The sequence below is a fragment of the Pseudomonas sp. MWU318 genome (genome assembly GCF_016756945.1).
GTDB lineage: Bacteria > Pseudomonadota > Gammaproteobacteria > Pseudomonadales > Pseudomonadaceae > Aquipseudomonas > Aquipseudomonas putida_A.
Map to the genome: position 1 here is coordinate 209,779 of NZ_JAESJL010000002.1, position 15,428 is coordinate 225,206.

Annotated in this window: 14 protein-coding genes; 6 read left to right on the forward strand and 8 right to left on the reverse strand. The window is 60.8% G+C overall.

The features are described from left to right. Positions 1-38: 38 nt before the first annotated feature. The gene (gene pap / locus JN524_RS04915) at positions 39-1,553 is read right to left on the reverse strand and encodes a polyphosphate:AMP phosphotransferase (protein WP_047598735.1); all 1,515 of its coding nucleotides are present in this window, start codon (positions 1,551-1,553) and stop codon (positions 39-41) included. Positions 1,554-1,894: 341 nt separating this feature from the next. Between pap and mnmC the strand changes: the two genes are divergently transcribed. From mnmC to JN524_RS04940, 5 genes are all read left to right on the forward strand, one after another. Then, positions 1,895-3,874, forward strand: a complete 1,980-nt coding sequence (mnmC, locus tag JN524_RS04920) for a bifunctional tRNA (5-methylaminomethyl-2-thiouridine)(34)-methyltransferase MnmD/FAD-dependent 5-carboxymethylaminomethyl-2-thiouridine(34) oxidoreductase MnmC (RefSeq protein ID WP_202368695.1) — start codon at positions 1,895-1,897, stop codon at positions 3,872-3,874. A 149-nt stretch (positions 3,875-4,023) separates the two neighbouring features. Further along, the gene (locus JN524_RS04925) at positions 4,024-5,796 is read left to right on the forward strand and encodes an N-acetylglutaminylglutamine amidotransferase (protein WP_047598738.1); all 1,773 of its coding nucleotides are present in this window, start codon (positions 4,024-4,026) and stop codon (positions 5,794-5,796) included. 3 nt (positions 5,797-5,799) lie between these two features. Then, positions 5,800-7,548, forward strand: coding sequence for an N-acetylglutaminylglutamine synthetase (gene ngg / locus JN524_RS04930; RefSeq protein WP_202368696.1), 1,749 nt, complete (start codon positions 5,800-5,802; stop codon positions 7,546-7,548). Between the two features lie 165 nt (positions 7,549-7,713). Next, on the forward strand, positions 7,714-8,904 hold the full coding sequence (locus tag JN524_RS04935) for an osmoprotectant NAGGN system M42 family peptidase (protein ID WP_202368697.1): 1,191 nt from the start codon (positions 7,714-7,716) through the stop codon (positions 8,902-8,904). Between the two features lie 202 nt (positions 8,905-9,106). Next, entirely contained in the window at positions 9,107-9,334 is a 228-nt protein-coding gene (locus tag JN524_RS04940) for a YheU family protein (protein WP_003192759.1), read from the forward strand. Here the strand turns inward: JN524_RS04940 and csrA are convergent. From csrA to JN524_RS04955, 3 genes are all read right to left on the reverse strand, one after another. Continuing rightward, entirely contained in the window at positions 9,331-9,516 is a 186-nt protein-coding gene (gene csrA / locus JN524_RS04945; protein ID WP_027612397.1) for a carbon storage regulator CsrA, read from the reverse strand. The genes JN524_RS04940 and csrA overlap by 4 nt on opposite strands. A 146-nt stretch (positions 9,517-9,662) precedes the next feature. Continuing rightward, positions 9,663-9,995: a YnfA family protein gene (locus tag JN524_RS04950; RefSeq protein WP_202368698.1), complete on the reverse strand. Its 333-nt coding sequence runs from the start codon at positions 9,993-9,995 to the stop codon at positions 9,663-9,665. 63 nt (positions 9,996-10,058) lie between these two features. Next, positions 10,059-10,874, reverse strand: coding sequence for an SDR family oxidoreductase (locus JN524_RS04955; protein WP_007965649.1), 816 nt, complete (start codon positions 10,872-10,874; stop codon positions 10,059-10,061). Positions 10,875-11,197: 323 nt separating this feature from the next. On the opposite strand from JN524_RS04955, the gene JN524_RS04960 reads away from it, so the two are divergent. Beyond that, positions 11,198-11,356, forward strand: a complete 159-nt coding sequence (locus tag JN524_RS04960) for a DUF3309 family protein (RefSeq protein WP_169432680.1) — start codon at positions 11,198-11,200, stop codon at positions 11,354-11,356. 57 nt (positions 11,357-11,413) lie between these two features. On the opposite strand, the gene JN524_RS04965 is transcribed toward JN524_RS04960, so the two are convergent. The 4 genes from JN524_RS04965 to JN524_RS04980 form a co-directional block, all read right to left on the reverse strand. Further along, complete coding sequence (locus JN524_RS04965; RefSeq protein ID WP_202368699.1) at positions 11,414-13,507, reverse strand: LTA synthase family protein; 2,094 nt, start codon at positions 13,505-13,507, stop codon at positions 11,414-11,416. A gap of 311 nt (positions 13,508-13,818) precedes the next feature. Beyond that, positions 13,819-14,424 (reverse strand): START domain-containing protein, encoded by a 606-nt coding sequence (locus JN524_RS04970; protein WP_202368700.1) that lies wholly within the window; start codon positions 14,422-14,424, stop codon positions 13,819-13,821. Between the two features lie 41 nt (positions 14,425-14,465). Continuing rightward, entirely contained in the window at positions 14,466-14,720 is a 255-nt protein-coding gene (locus JN524_RS04975) for a YkgJ family cysteine cluster protein (protein ID WP_041069283.1), read from the reverse strand. 165 nt (positions 14,721-14,885) lie between these two features. Then, positions 14,886-15,380, reverse strand: a complete 495-nt coding sequence (locus JN524_RS04980) for a translation initiation factor 2 (protein ID WP_202368701.1) — start codon at positions 15,378-15,380, stop codon at positions 14,886-14,888. Between the last annotated feature and the right edge of the window lie 48 nt (positions 15,381-15,428).

Here is a 15,428-nt window from a genome sequence, read left to right on the forward strand (position 1 = left end):
GCGACAATCATTCACCCCGCGTATGCGTGTCCATCGGCTCAGTCCTTGTGTTTTTTCGCGCGTTTGTCGGACTTCGCGAAAGCTTCCTCAAGCGCTCGGTTAATCGTGCGCAGTACCTTGACCCGGGCCCAGCGTTTGTCATTGGCCTCGACCAGCGTCCACGGCGAAATCTCGGTGCTGGTACGGTCGACCATATCGCCCACGGCGGCGCGGTAGGCGTCCCACTTGTCGCGGTTGCGCCAGTCGTCCTCGGTGATCTTGAAGCGCTTGAACGGAATCTGCTCGCGGGCCTGGAAGCGCTCCATCTGGGTGTCCTTATCGATCGCCAGCCAGAACTTGACGACGATGACTCCGGCGTCGGCGATCTGCTCTTCGAAATCGTTGATCTCGCTGTAGGCCCGCAGCCAGTCGGCCGGACTGCAAAAGCCCTCGACCCGCTCCACCAGCACCCGGCCATACCAGGAGCGGTCGAACACGGTGAACTTGCCCCGCGCCGGCAGGTGCCGCCAGAAGCGCCACAGATACGGCTGCGCGCGCTCCTCTTCAGTGGGCGCGGCAATCGGCACGATGCTGTACTGACGCGGATCGAGCGCCGCCGCGACCCGACGAATCGCCCCGCCCTTGCCCGCCGCATCGTTGCCTTCGAACACCGCCACCAGTGCGTGGCGGCGCATGCGCTTGTCACGCATCAGCCCGGACAGCCGCGCCTGCTCGGTGATCAGTTGTTCTTCGTAGTCCTTCTTTTCCAGTCGCTGGTTCAGGTCGAGGCTGTCGAGCAAGTTGAGTTGATCGACCGCCGTGCCCAACGGCGCCGCGTTGACCTCTTCGGTATGCACCTCAGGGCGCTTGAGCGCATTCTGCAGGCCCTCCAGCAGGATTTTGCCGACGGCGAGACTGCGATAATTGGCGTCCATGCCTTCGATGATGTGCCATGGCGCGTAGTCGCGGCTGGTGCGGCGCAACACGCGCTCGCCGTATTTGACGAACTTGTCGTAGGTCTGCGATTGCTGCCAGTCCAGCGGGCTGATGCGCCAGCTGTGCAGCGGGTCGTCGGCCAGCGCCTTGAGTCGCGCTTTCATTTGTTTCTTCGACAGGTGAAACCAGAATTTGAAGATCAGCGCGCCTTCATCGCAGAGCATCTTTTCCAGACGCTCGGCGGCGTTGATCGCCTGATCCAGCCGTGGATCCTTGAACAGACCGTGAACCCGGCCCTGAAGCATCTGGCTGTACCAGTTACCGAAGAACACCCCCATCCGCCCCTTGGCCGGGAGCATCCGCCAGTAACGCCACGCCGGTGGCCGCGCCAGCTCTTCATCGGTCTGCTGATCGAAAGTACGCACCTCGATCAGACGCGGATCCATCCACTCGTTGAGCAACTTGACGGTCTCGCCCTTGCCGGCGCCCTCGATGCCGTTGATCAGAATGATCACCGGAAAACGCTTCTGCTGCTGCAACTCGAACTGTGCTTCCAGCAACGCTTCGCGCAGTGCAGGCACCGCCGCGTCGTAAGTCTCTTTGTCGATGGCATGGCCGATTTCGGCGGATTCAAACATGGGGATGGCTCCTTCCAGGATTCAGCAAGACTAGCGGATTGGGCATGGGCACGACGGAGAAATTCCGCTCCTTTTGGCTTCAAGAAAAACTCTGTGGTGAGGGGATTTATCCCCGATGGGCAGCGCAGCGGCCCCAAAGCCATTCAACGCCAGATGCACGCTGGTAGCGGGATTGCGACTGCTACGCAGCCGATCGGGGATAAATCCCCTCGCCACAGGTTGCTCTGATCCGCGCCCAAATCGTTAATTGTCTTCGAGGCTGCACAGCCAGGCCTTGCCATGGATCAAGCACCCTGCGCCCGATCAGCTAGAATGGCCGCCTTGTCGTTGCCGAGCCTGCCATGAAACCTGTATTGCCCCACGCCCAACTCGACTGGGATGACCACGGACGTCCGCGCTCGCGGGTGTTCGATGATGTGTATTTTTCCGATCAGTCGGGGCTGGATGAAACCCGTTACGTATTCCTCGAACAGAACCGTCTGGCCGAGCGTTTTGCCGCGCTGCCGGCGCACGGGCGACTGGTGATCGGCGAAACCGGCTTCGGCACCGGGCTGAATTTCCTTTGCGCCTGGCAGTTGTTCGAACAGCACGCGGTGGCCGGTGCGCGGCTGCATTTCGTCAGCGTCGAAAAATACCCGTTGAGCCCGGCCGATCTGCAACGGGCGCTGGCCTTGTGGCCGCAGCTCAAGCCACTGGCCGATCAACTGCTGACGCAGTACGTGGCGATCCATCAGGGCTTTCAGCGGATCGTTCTCGGTAATGGCCGCGTGACGCTGACGCTGCTGATCGGCGATGCGCTGGAGCAACTGCCGCAACTCGATGCGCAGATTGATGCATGGTTTCTCGACGGTTTCGCCCCGGCGAAAAACCCCGACATGTGGACCGCCGAACTGTTCGCCGAACTGGCGCGACTGGCTGCGCCGGGCTCGACCATCAGCACCTTCACCAGCACCGGTTGGGTGCGACGCTTGCTCAACGCCGCCGGGTTCAAGATGAAACGCACCCCGGGCATCGGCCACAAGTGGGAGATCCTGCGCGGCGAGTTTCTCGGCTGGCCGCAGGACGTCGCGCCGCCGCTGCCGGACAAACCGTGGTTCGCCCGCCCTGCCCCGCTGACCGACGAGCGTCGCGCGCTGGTGATCGGCGCCGGGCTGGCCGGTTGCGCGACCGCTGCCAGTCTCGCCGCGCGCGGTTGGCACGTCAGTCTGCTGGAGCGTCACGAGGCCGTGGCGCAGGAGGCGTCGGGCAATCCGCAGGGCGTGCTGTACCTGAAGTTATCGGCCCACGGCACCGCGTTGTCGCAACTGATCATCAGCGGCTTCGGCTACACCCGTCGTCTGCTGGAAACCCTGCAACGCGGCACCGACTGGGACGATTGCGGCGTGCTGCAACTGGCTTTCAATGCCAAGGAAGCCGAGCGTCAGGCGCAACTGGCCGCGGCGTTCCCGGAAGATCTGGTGCACTGTCTCGATCAGCCGCAAGCCGCAACTCAGGCCGGAATCGCCGTGGCCCATGGCGGCCTGTTCTACCCTGAAGGGGGCTGGGTGCATCCACCCGCGCTGTGCCAGGCGCAAGCCGCGCAAGCAAACATCGAACTGCTCAAGCATCACGAAGTGCTGGAACTGCGCAAGGTCGAGGGTCAGTGGCAAGCCCTCGACGGCGAGCGCGTGCTCGCCAGCGCGCCGGTGGTGATATTGGCCGGCGCGGCGGAGATCAAACGTTTTGCGCAAAGTGCCGAGCTGCCACTCAAGCGCATTCGCGGGCAGATCACGCGCCTGTCGCAGACCGCCGAGAGCCAGGCGCTGCGAACCGTGGTCTGCGCCGAAGGTTATGTCGCCCCGGCACGTCTGGGTGAACACACGCTGGGCGCGAGTTTCGACTTCAACAGCGATGACCTGACGCCGACCACCGCCGAACACCTGGGCAATCTGGCGATGCTCGAAGAGATCTCCAGCGATCTGGTGGCGCGCCTGCACATCAATCAACTGCCCCCGGAAACTCTGGAGGGAAGCGCCGCATTCCGCTGCACCAGTCCCGACTACCTGCCGATCGTCGGCCCCCTCGCCGACCGCGCAGCCTTCGCTCAGGCCTACGCGGCTTTGAGCAAGGATGCGCGACAAGTGCCGGACATCGCCTGCCCGTGGCTTGATGGCCTGTACATCAACAGTGGCCACGGTTCACGCGGGCTGATCACCGCGCCGCTGTCTGGCGAACTGCTCGCGGCGTGGCTGGACAACGAGCCGCTGCCGCTGCCCCGAAGCGTCGCCGAGGCCTGCCATCCCAACCGTTTCGCGCTGCGCACGTTGATTCGCGGCAAATGAAAAATCGCGACTGGCCGCTGGTCAGTCGCCCCCTCTTATAACTCATCGTTCTAAAACTCCCACATCTGCAGCGGGTCAGTTTCTGAGTACCGGCCATTTTGGCCAGACTTGAATGACCCCTCCCCAACGGAAAAACCGGTAAGGACTTTATGTGCGGATTAGCTGGCGAGTTACGTTTTGATCATCAACCTGCAGACCTTGCAGCGGTAGAGCGAATCACCCATCACCTGGCCCCTCGCGGCCCCGACGCGTGGGGCTTCCATGCCCAAGGGCCGATTGCCCTCGGCCATCGTCGCCTGAAAATCATGGACCTGTCGGACGGCTCGGCGCAGCCGATGATCGACAGCCAACTGGGTTTGTCCCTGGCCTTCAACGGCGCGATCTACAACTTCCCGGAACTGCGCGCCGAACTCGAAGCGCTGGGCTACGCCTTCTATTCCGGCGGCGACACCGAAGTGCTGCTCAAGGGCTACCACGCCTGGGGCGAAGCGCTGCTGCCGAAGCTCAACGGCATGTTTGCGTTCGCTATCTGGGAGCGCGATGCCCAGCGCCTGTTCATCGCTCGCGACCGTCTCGGCGTGAAGCCTTTGTACCTGTCGCGCACCGGCCAGCGTTTGCGCTTTGCCTCGGCCCTGCCGGCGCTGCTCAAGGGCGGCGACATCAACCCGATCCTCGATCCGGTGGCGCTCAACCACTATCTGAATTTCCACGCGGTGGTGCCCGCTCCACGCACCTTGCTCGCGGGCATCGAAAAGCTGCCGCCAGCGACCTGGATGCGCGTCGAAGCCGATGGCCGCACCGAACAGAAAACCTGGTGGACCCTGCCCTACGGCCCACACGACGACGAGAAAAACCTGACCCTCGAAGACTGGCGCGACCGTGTACTCGACAGCACCCGCGAGGCCGTGGCAATCCGTCAACGCGCAGCGGTGGATGTCGGCGTGCTGCTTTCCGGCGGTGTCGATTCAAGCATGCTCGTCGGCCTGCTGCGAGAAGTCGGGGTGGAAAACCTGTCGACCTTTTCCATCGGTTTTCAGGATGCCGGCGGCGAGCGTGGCGATGAATTCCAGTATTCCGATCTGATCGCCAAGCACTACGGCACTCAACATCATCAATTGCGCATCGACGAAAAAGAGATCATCGAGCAACTGCCCGCTGCGTTCCGTGCGATGAGCGAGCCGATGGTCAGCCACGACTGCATCGCCTTCTACCTGCTGTCGCGCGAAGTGGCCAAGCACTGCAAAGTGGTGCAAAGCGGCCAGGGCGCGGATGAGCTGTTCGCCGGTTATCACTGGTACCCGCAAGTCGACGGTGCGGCGGATCCATACGCAGCCTATCGCGCGGCGTTCTTCGACCGCAGCTACGACGACTACGCCGCCACCGTGCAACCGAAATGGCTGACCGCGAATGACGCGGCCGGCGACTTCGTGAAGGAGCATTTCGCTCAACCCGGAGCTGATGCGGCGGTGGATAAAGCGCTGCGTCTGGACAGCACGGTGATGCTGGTGGATGACCCGGTCAAACGCGTCGACAACATGACCATGGCCTGGGGCCTGGAGGCTCGCACGCCGTTTCTCGACTATCGACTGGTTGAACTGTCAGCGCGGATTCCCGGCCAGTTCAAGCTGCCCGATGGCGGCAAACAGGTGCTCAAAGAAGCCGCGCGCCTGGTGATCCCGAGTGAAGTGATCGACCGCAAGAAAGGCTACTTCCCGGTGCCGGGCCTCAAGCACTTGCAAGGCGACACCCTGAACTGGGTGCGTGAACTGCTGCTGGATCCGAGCCAGGATCGCGGCCTGTTCAACCCGGCCATGCTCGACAAACTGCTGACTGATCCGCAAGGCCAACTGACGCCGTTGCGCGGCTCGAAACTGTGGCAACTGGCGGCCCTGAACCTGTGGCTCAGTGAACAAGGAATCTGATTGATGAAACCTCACGCCACAGCGATCAATCAGCGCCTGATACGCGGTCAGACACCGTCGTATGAACGCTTGCAGGCGCGTCTGGCCGAAGACGGCAGCGAACTCGGCGCCGACCCCATCGCCGTACATTGCGGTTGGGGTCGGCTGCTGATCGGCCACACTTTCCCTGACCCGGCGACGCTGGCGCAGGAACTGCTCAACGAGCAGCCCGGCGAACGCGATATCGCCCTTTATGTCGCCGCACCGCAGCAGATTCTCGGTCTGGAACCAACGCAACTGTTTCTCGACCCATCCGATACTCTGCGCCTGTGGTTCAGCGATTACCGCCAGGCCACCCGCGTGTTTCGCGGCTTCCGCATTCGCCGCGCGCAAAGCGAAGCGGACTGGCAAGCGATCAATCTGCTTTATCAGGCACGCGGCATGTTGCCGATCGATGCCACGCGCCTGACCCCCCATCATCAGGGCGGCCCGGTGTACTGGCTGGCCGAAGATGAAGACAGTGGCGCGGTAATCGGCAGCGTCATGGGCCTCAATCACCAGAAAGCCTTCAACGATCCGGAACATGGCAGCAGCCTGTGGTGCCTGGCGGTGGATCCGCAGTGCTCGCGGCCCGGTGTCGGCGAAGTGCTGGTGCGGCACTTGGTCGAGCACTTCATGAGTCGCGGCCTGAGTTATCTGGATCTGTCGGTGCTGCATGACAACCGTCAGGCCAAAAATCTTTACGCCAAGCTCGGTTTTCGCAACCTCTCGACCTTCGCCATCAAGCGCAAGAACGGCATCAATCAGACGCTGTTCCTCGGGCCCGGGCCGGAAGCCAATTTCAATCCTTATGCGCGGATCATCGTCGAGGAAGCACATCGACGCGGCATCGACGTGCAAGTGGACGATGCCGAAGCCGGGCTGTTCACCCTCAGCCATGGCGGGCGCCGGGTACGTTGCCGCGAATCGTTGAGCGACCTGACCAGCGCGATCAGCATGAGTCTGTGCCAGGACAAAAGCCTGACCCACAAAGTGTTGAAAGGCGCCGGCCTGAAGCTGCCTTCGCAGCAACTGGCGGGCAACGCCGACGACAACCTGGCGTTTCTTGACGAGCATCAGCGTGTGGTGGTCAAGCCGCTCGACGGTGAACAAGGCCAGGGCGTGGCGGTGGATCTGCAGAGCATCGAAGAGGTGCAGCAGGCCATCGAAGCCGCCAAGCGTTTCGACAGCCGCGTACTGCTGGAAAGCTTCCACCAAGGCCTCGACCTGCGAATTCTAGTGATCGGTTTTGAAGTGGTGGCGGCAGCGATTCGTCGTCCCGCCGAGGTGGTCGGTGACGGCCATCATTCGATCGGTGCATTGATCGAGGCGCAGAGCCGGCGTCGGCAAGCCGCTACCAGTGGCGAGAGCAAGATCCCGCTGGATCACGAAACCCAACGCACCCTGCACGCGGCCGGGTATGACTACAGCAGCATCCTGCCGGCGGGCGAGCACCTGTTCGTCCGTCGCACGGCCAATCTGCACACCGGTGGCACGCTGGAAGACGTTACGGCGATTCTGCACCCGACCCTGGTCGATGCCGCCGTCCGCGCAGCGCGGGCGCTGGATATTCCAATGGTTGGCCTTGACTTGATGGTGCCGGCGGCGGATCAGCCGGAGTACGTGTTTATCGAAGCCAACGAACGCGCGGGGCTGGCCAATCATGAACCGCAGCCGACGGCGGAGCGATTTGTCGATCTGTTGTTTCCGCACAGTCAGCCGGCTGTTTCTTGATCATGTAGAGCCTGAAACGGCCCCATCGCTGGCAAGCCAGCTCCCACAGGTTTACCGGTGTACCCAATCACTGTGGGAGCTGACTTGCCAGCGATGAGGCCCTGACAGGCAACACAAATTCCCTCATCGAAACCATCGATGCGCCTCAACTCATCAGGAGTTTCCATGACCACTCAAATCCCTCAACCGGATCTGAATTACCTGCAAAAAGTCCTGCTGGAAATGCTCGCCATTCCCAGCCCTACCGGGTTCACCGACACCATCGTGCGCTACGTCGCCGAGCGTCTGGAAGAACTTGGCATCCCTTTCGAAATGACCCGTCGCGGCACCATTCGCGCCACCCTCAAGGGCAAGAAAAACAGCCCCGACCGCGCCGTCTCCGCGCACCTGGATACCATCGGCGCCGCCGTGCGCGCAGTGAAAGACAACGGTCGTCTGACCCTGGCCCCGGTCGGTTGCTGGTCGAGCCGGTTTGCCGAGGGCAGCCGGGTCAGCCTGTTCACCGATAATGGCGTAATACGCGGCAGCGTGCTGCCGCTGATGGCCTCCGGGCACGCGTTTAACACTGCCGTTGACGAGATGCCGATCAGTTGGGATCACGTCGAGCTGCGTCTGGATGCGTATTGCGCAACCAAGGCCGATTGCGAATCGCTGGGCATCAGCGTCGGCGACGTGGTGGCGTTCGACCCGCTGCCGGAGTTCACCGACAGCGGTCACATCAGTGCCCGTCACCTCGATGACAAGGCTGGCGTTGCAGCCCTGCTGGCCTCGCTCAAGGCCATCGTCGACAGCGGTCAGGAGTTAATGATCGACTGTCACCCGCTGTTCACCATCACCGAAGAAACCGGCAGCGGCGCGGCGGCAGCCTTGCCGTGGGATGTCAGCGAGTTCGTCGGCATCGACATTGCGCCGGTCGCGCCCGGCCAGCACTCCAGCGAACACGCAGTGAGCGTGGCGATGCAGGATTCCGGCGGGCCTTACGACTATCACCTGTCGCGGCATTTGCTGCGTCTGGCCGGTGAAAACGAACTGCCGGTAAGGCGCGACCTGTTCCGCTATTACTTCAGCGATGCGCATTCGGCGGTGACTGCCGGGCACGATATCCGCACCGCCCTGCTCGCCTTTGGCTGCGACGCGACCCATGGTTATGAACGTACGCACATCGACAGTCTGGCGGCGCTCAGTCGTTTGCTTGGGGCGTACATTCTGAGTCCGCCGGTATTTGCCAGCGATGCGGCGCCGGCCAATGCTTCGCTGGATCGCTTCAGTCACCAGATCGAACATGAGACGCAGATGGAGAGCGATACGCGAGTGCCGTCGGTGGACAGTCTGGTGGGACAGCGCTCCGACAGTTGATCCGGGGTTCTGTGGTGGCTGGACTGGCCCCATCGCTGGCAAGCCAGCTCCCACAGTTTTCGAGGTGGATCACCTGTTTGTGTACATCAACAAACTCTGTGGGAGCTGGCTTGCCAGCGATGGGGCCAGACCCGCCTACACAAAACTGGCAGCCAGCCACCAATCGCCGTAGCATCCCGCCATTGATTTAGCCGAGGTGCCCATGCTGATTCCCTACGACGCTCTTGAAGTCGACACCCTCACCCGCCTGATCGAGGACTTCGTCACCCGCGACGGCACCGACAACGGTGATGACACACCGCTGGAAACCCGCGTGCTGCGCGTGCGCCAGGCGCTGACCAAAGGCCAGGCGCTGATCGTCTTCGACCCGGAAAGCGAACAATGCCAGTTGATGCTCAAACACGATGTGCCCAAGCATCTGTTCGACTAGCGGACCTTTTCGGTGACCTGTTTGCGCTGGATCCGCTGATAAACTTCAGAACGGTGCACATTGACCTTCTGCGGCGCCTCGACACCAAAGCGCACGCTGGAACCGTTGACTGACAGTACGCGCACGGAAATGTCGTCACCGATGGAAATCAACTCGCCCACAACACGGCTGAGTACAAGCATGGAGTTCGTCCTTCAGGGTTAGCCAGCCCTGAAGATGCGCGGTGGGCGCGCGCTCGACAATACGTCGTGAGCAATTCAGTCTTGCCCTACACCCACAAGCGCTGCGCCCGTCAGACGTTTCCTGCAAATCGCTAAACAGCCTCGCCTCACGCAGCGGAAAAGCGCGGACCGAACAGAATCACGCTCGCGCCGATCACGCACAGCGCCACGCCGATCCAGTCCGAACCCAAAGGGCGAACGCGCTCGACCACCGCCAGCCAGCCGATCGACGCGACGATGTAGATTCCGCCATACGCGGCATAGGCGCGCCCGGCGTAAGCCGCTTCGACGCGGGTCAACAACAGCGCGAACAGGGTCAGGCTGAGCAGCGCCGGGATCGCCCACAAGGCACTTTTGCCCTGACGCAGCCACATGAAAAAGGCGAAACAACCGGCGATTTCAAACAGCGCCGCGAGGAAGAACCACAGGTAATTGAGCATTGATGCGTCTCGACAGGGTGACCATTGCGGCCACCCTAACGACGCAACATCCTCGGGGCAAGTTCAGCCGTTGGTTTGTCTGGCCTTGGCGCGCATTTTATCGGCCATGGTGGTCATTTCGTTGTAGATCAGTTGCGGGTTCTTCTGTTTGATCGCCCAGGCCATGCGCCCCTGCTCGTGCGGCAGGATCATGAATTCGCCGGCGGCCACTTGCTGGTAGATATAGTCAGCGATGTCGGCAGCCGTAATCGGCGAACTTTCCAGCAACTTGCCGACCTGGGCTTTCATGGCCGGCGTCGGGCCACGGAACGAGTCGAGCAAGTTGGTCTGGAAGAACGACGGGCAGACCACATGCACGCTGACTTCCTGCTGCGCCAGTTCGATCAGCAAACTTTCCGACAACGCCACTACACCGGCCTTGGCCACGTTGTAGTTGCTCATCGCCGGGCCTTGCATCAGTGCAGCCATCGAAGCGATGTTGATGATCTTGCCTTTGCTCTGTTCGAGCAGCGGCAGGAACGCCTTGCAGCCCTTGACCACCCCCATCAGGTTGATCGCGATCTGCCAGTCCCAATCCTCCAGCGACAGCTCGCTGAAGAACCCGCCGGACGCCACACCGGCGTTGTTGACGATGACATCGATACCGCCGAGCTTCACTTCGCAAGCCTGGGCAAACGCGGTGAGCTGGCTGTAGTCACGCACATCGCAACGTTGGGTGAAACCGTCACCACCGGCCTCGCGCACCAGCTTCAGGGTTTCCTGCAGGCCAGCTTCGCTGACGTCGGACAAGGCCAGCTGCCAGCCTTCACGCGCCCAGCGCAGCGCGATTTCGCGACCCAAACCTGAGCCCGCACCCGTGATCATCATGCGATTTTGCATAGCAGACAGCCTTGTTGTTCCGTAGGAGATGCGCGGAGTGTAGCGAAGGAACACTGGCCACCCACGCTCCATCAGATTGCTGAATACAGGATCAAAAGATCGCAGCTTTCGGCAGCTCCTACAGGGAATTCATGTAGGCGCTGCCGAAGGCTGCGATCTTTTGATCTCGCGCTTTAAAGGAAATAAACGAGTAATCCAAATACATTAAAAAAACATTGAATTTTCTTTCATTCGCACCAGTCGGAATTTGTAAGCCGTCTGGAATTAGTTAGCCTCCAGTCGCCCTTGAACACCAAGTCTTCTCGAACGCTATAAACAAGGAAATCGACATGGGCACAATTCTTATCATTATCCTGATCCTGTTGCTGATCGGTGGTCTGCCGGTCTTCCCGCACTCCAGAAGTTGGGGTTATGGTCCTTCGGGCATTATCGGCGTGGTGTTGGTGGTGCTGCTGGTCTTGCTGTTACTTGGCAGGATATAAAACCCCAAGACAAAAAAAAGAGGCCCTCAGGGGCCTCTTTTTTATGCAGCGGTTTTATCAGTCCGGCTTGCCGTTGATCACACCGGCAGTGTTGTCCATCAGGCTCTTGGTCGCCGTTTGCAAGAACGCTTCCAGCTTGAGCTTCAGTTCGGCGGTACGCGGTGCGTCCGGAATGATCTCGGCAGAAGGGTTCGCGCCCAGTTGGTACTGGTAGATCTTCGGCGCCATTTCCTTCTCTTTCGGCAGCACCAGGATCTGGTCGGCGGTGACGATGGCGGTGGTCTGCTCGCTGCCCGACGGCTTGATCACACCGAAACCGGTGTCGCCGGCCGGCAGGTTGAGCAGGTCGCGGCCCCAGCACTGGTGACGCACTTCGCCACCCAGACGGCCCATGATGGTCGGCACGATGTCGATCTGCGTACCCACGGTGTGGTCACGGGTGCCGAATTTTTCCTGAATGCCCGGGGCGATCATCAGCATCGGCACGTTGAAGCGGCCCAGGTCCATTTCAGTGATCTGGCGCTCGTTGCCGAAACCGTGGTCACCGACGATGACGAACAGGGTTTCCTTGAAGTACGGCTCTTTACGCGCCTTCTCGAAGAACTGACCCAGTGCCCAGTCGGCGTAACGCATGGCGGTCAGGTGTTCGTTGAGCGTGCCACGATCGGTCACGCGCTCGACCGGCAAAGGTGTCGGCAAGGCGTACGGCGTGTGGTTGGACAGGGTTTGCAGCAGCGCGTAGAACGGCTTGCCGTTTTCCCGTGCCTTCAGCTCCACCAGACCACGGTCGAACATGTCCTGGTCGGACACGCCCCAGGTCGGATCGGAGAACACCGGATTGACGAAGTCGTTACGGCCAACGAAGTTGGTCATGCCCTGGTTACTGAAGAAGCCCGACTGGTTGTCCCAGGCGAAGTCGCCGTTGTAGACATACACGTCGTCATACTTGCGCGCGCTGAGCAGCTGCGGCAGACCGGACAGCTTGTGGCTGCCTTCCGGGGTCTGCATCAGGTATTCGAAACCTGGCAGGTTCGGGAAGCACGCCATGGTTGCAAACATGCCCTGGTGGGTGTGCGTACCGTTGGAGAAGAAGCGGTCGAACAGCAGGCCTTCCTTCGACAGTTTGTCGAGGTAAGGTGTGATGTTGCCCGGTGCGCCCAGGGCGCCGACCGAGTGACCGGCCATGCTTTCCATCAGGATCACGACCACGTTCTTGATCGGCAGGGTCTTGTCGGCCGGCGGCGTGTAGTCACGACGCACGGCAGCGATGTCGGCATCGACCAGTTTGTCGTCCGGCATCACCAGCATCTCGCGCACCACTTTCTGCGCCTGTTCCTGCGGCAGCGTGGCTTTCCAGATGTTGTTGCGATCCTCGCCCATGCGGTCCTTGGCAGCGGCGATCAGCGACAGCGTGCCGTTGAGGCCGAGCTGGTTGGCGAAGTTCGATTCGGTGGTGTACACGTCACCCCAACGCAGCGGCGGGCCCTGACGCAGGGTGCCACGTGCGGCTACGACGCAGATCAGCAGGCAGACCACGAACACCGCCAGGCGGGTGTACCACGGCGCCACCTGACGGGTGCCGACGTTGCCACCGCTGAACGGGCCGCGTGGACGGGTCGCACGGTCGGCGCCCTTGAAGGCCAGGGTCAGGATCACGGTGCCGATGACCCACGCCAGCAGGTAACGCACTACCGGGAAACCGTACCAGAGCATGCTCATCACGGTTTTCGGGTCTTCCTTCACGTACTGGAACACCAGGCCATTTAGGCGCTGGTGGAACTCACGGTAGAAGTCCATTTCCATCAGGCCGAGGAACAGCGCGATGCTGGACGCGACGGTCAGCCACAGACGGAAGAAGCCACGCGCAGCCATTGCACGGGCGCTGAACAGTGCCAGCAGCAGCGGAACACAGATGTAGACCACCAGGCGCAGGTCGAAACGCAGGCCGTTGGCGAAGGCTTCGAGGAAGGTCGAAGCCGGGGTATCGAGGATCATCTCGCGGTTGTAGACCAGCAGCGCGAGGCGCAGCACGGAAAACATCACCATCATGACCAGAGCACACAGCAGCGTGTAGGCCAGATGCGATTTGACGGTCGGTTGCAGCAGGCGAGTGGAAGATCGCTGCTGATTCAGGGCGTCCGGGTTTGCCATGTCGTTTTAGGACCCATTGGAAGTTGAAGTTGCAAAATACAGCGGCGCCATGCCCTCTATTGGCCATTCCAGGCCCCGGGGCGTGCGCGGTGCGCAAATGTTGCACGATCAACGGCAGCATTGCCATTGATTACTGCCCCACTGCCCGACTCTTTCATACAAGCATTCGGGCGGGGACAAGCTGAATTGCGCGGGCGAATTGTCTGGAACACTTTGTGAAAATTTCGTCCAACGCATATCTGGAAACACAATATAACGACAAAACAAAACGCCCCGATTCGGTCGGGGCGTTTTGCTGTCAGCGCGAAGAGTTACTTCTCGGCGCGTTCTTTCAGGGCTTTCAGCGTATTGAACGGCGCATCGACCACGAACTTGTTAGCGATCATGCTCGGCACGCTGCCGCCGGGCTCAGTGTGCACCTGATAGGTCACTTCGACCTGATCACCTTTGGGTACGAACTTCCAGAACCCTTTGACCTGAGCGACACGGACAAAGCCTTTCTCTTCGGGAATGTACTTCGGCACGCCTTCGAGGTTGCGGGTCAGGCTGCCATCGGCGCCCTCAATGGTGGTGATGTGCAACACCGAATCACGTGGGGTCACTGGCCACGGCGTATTGAACTGGGTGTAGGTCCAGCTCTGATCGCCCTCGTGCTTGAGCAGCTTCTGGGTTTTGCACTCGTGAATCCAGGCGCAGGCCCCGGCCACGTCTTCCTGCAAGGCACGCAGTTTGGCAACGGTGGTCTTCATCAGGGCAACCCCCTGATAGGACTTGTAATCCGAACCCGGCACTTCGGCCAGCGAGACCTTGATCCCGTCCTGTTCCTTGGCGACTTTCCAGTCTTCGGCCTGAGCCATCGAAGTAGCCAGCACAGCGGTCAAACCACACAACACAGCGATACGATGCAGCGAACCCATAGTCTTATTCCTTATTGTTGAAGTTCCGTTCGTTTGACACATCACGCCGCCGTCATCTGCTCCCACCAGCCGATCAGTTTGATCGCTTCCTCGGAGCTGCTGCCACAGACTTCGACATCGGCGGCAAATCCTGAACAGACCGCCGGACGCTCCGGCTGACCGAAAATGCTGCACAGGTTTTCGACCGAAAGTTGCACGCAACGTTCGCCGGCAGGTTTGCCGTTGGGCATGCCCGGAATGGCAGAACTGATGGACGGGGCAATGCAGCAAGCGCCACAGCCTTCACGGCATTTCATGACGGGCAAGTCCTCGCGACGGGCAATGTGTTAAAGAGACACGGACAGAGTAACCGCTAAAACGGTTGTTTCAAATTCCCTGGACCGGGGTTTTTACCGATAACTGAATGTGACTGACCAGTCTCCGACAAAGCGTCTGGTTCGCGGGTCACGGCTCGATTGAATTTATTGCTTGAACTCGAAATCCAGCGCAGCGCCTTCAATATCGCGGCGCTCTTCGTTGCGCAGTTGCAACTGCATTTCGTTGCTGAGCAGGCGGCCGTTGAGCTGGAAGCCGCTGTTCTTCTCGCCGAACATCTGCGGCAGGATCGCCTCGTGTTTGGGCATCGACACAGTACCGGCAGGTTTGAGTTGCTGAACCATGTCTTTGGGCAGGCTCAGGTCCAGTTTGGCCGGCGGCAGTCTGGTTTTAGCCACCTCAGTGGCCGATTTCGACTTGGAAGCGACCGGGGGACGCTTCTTCACCGGGGCGGCTTTCTTCTGTGAGGCTTTCTTAGCCGGTGCTTTTTTATCCGCAACGGCTTTTTTGCTCGCGGCCGATTTGCTTGCCGGGGTGGACGTTGCGGGCTTTTCCTGAACGGCAGCTGCCATGACACCGGGCGCATGGCCCATCGTCAACACACCAAGCAAAATCCAGACAGCAGGCAGAATCGCTTTCATGAGCCCCACAACACTAACGGCAGAGGGCCATATGCTCGCCTGTTGAGT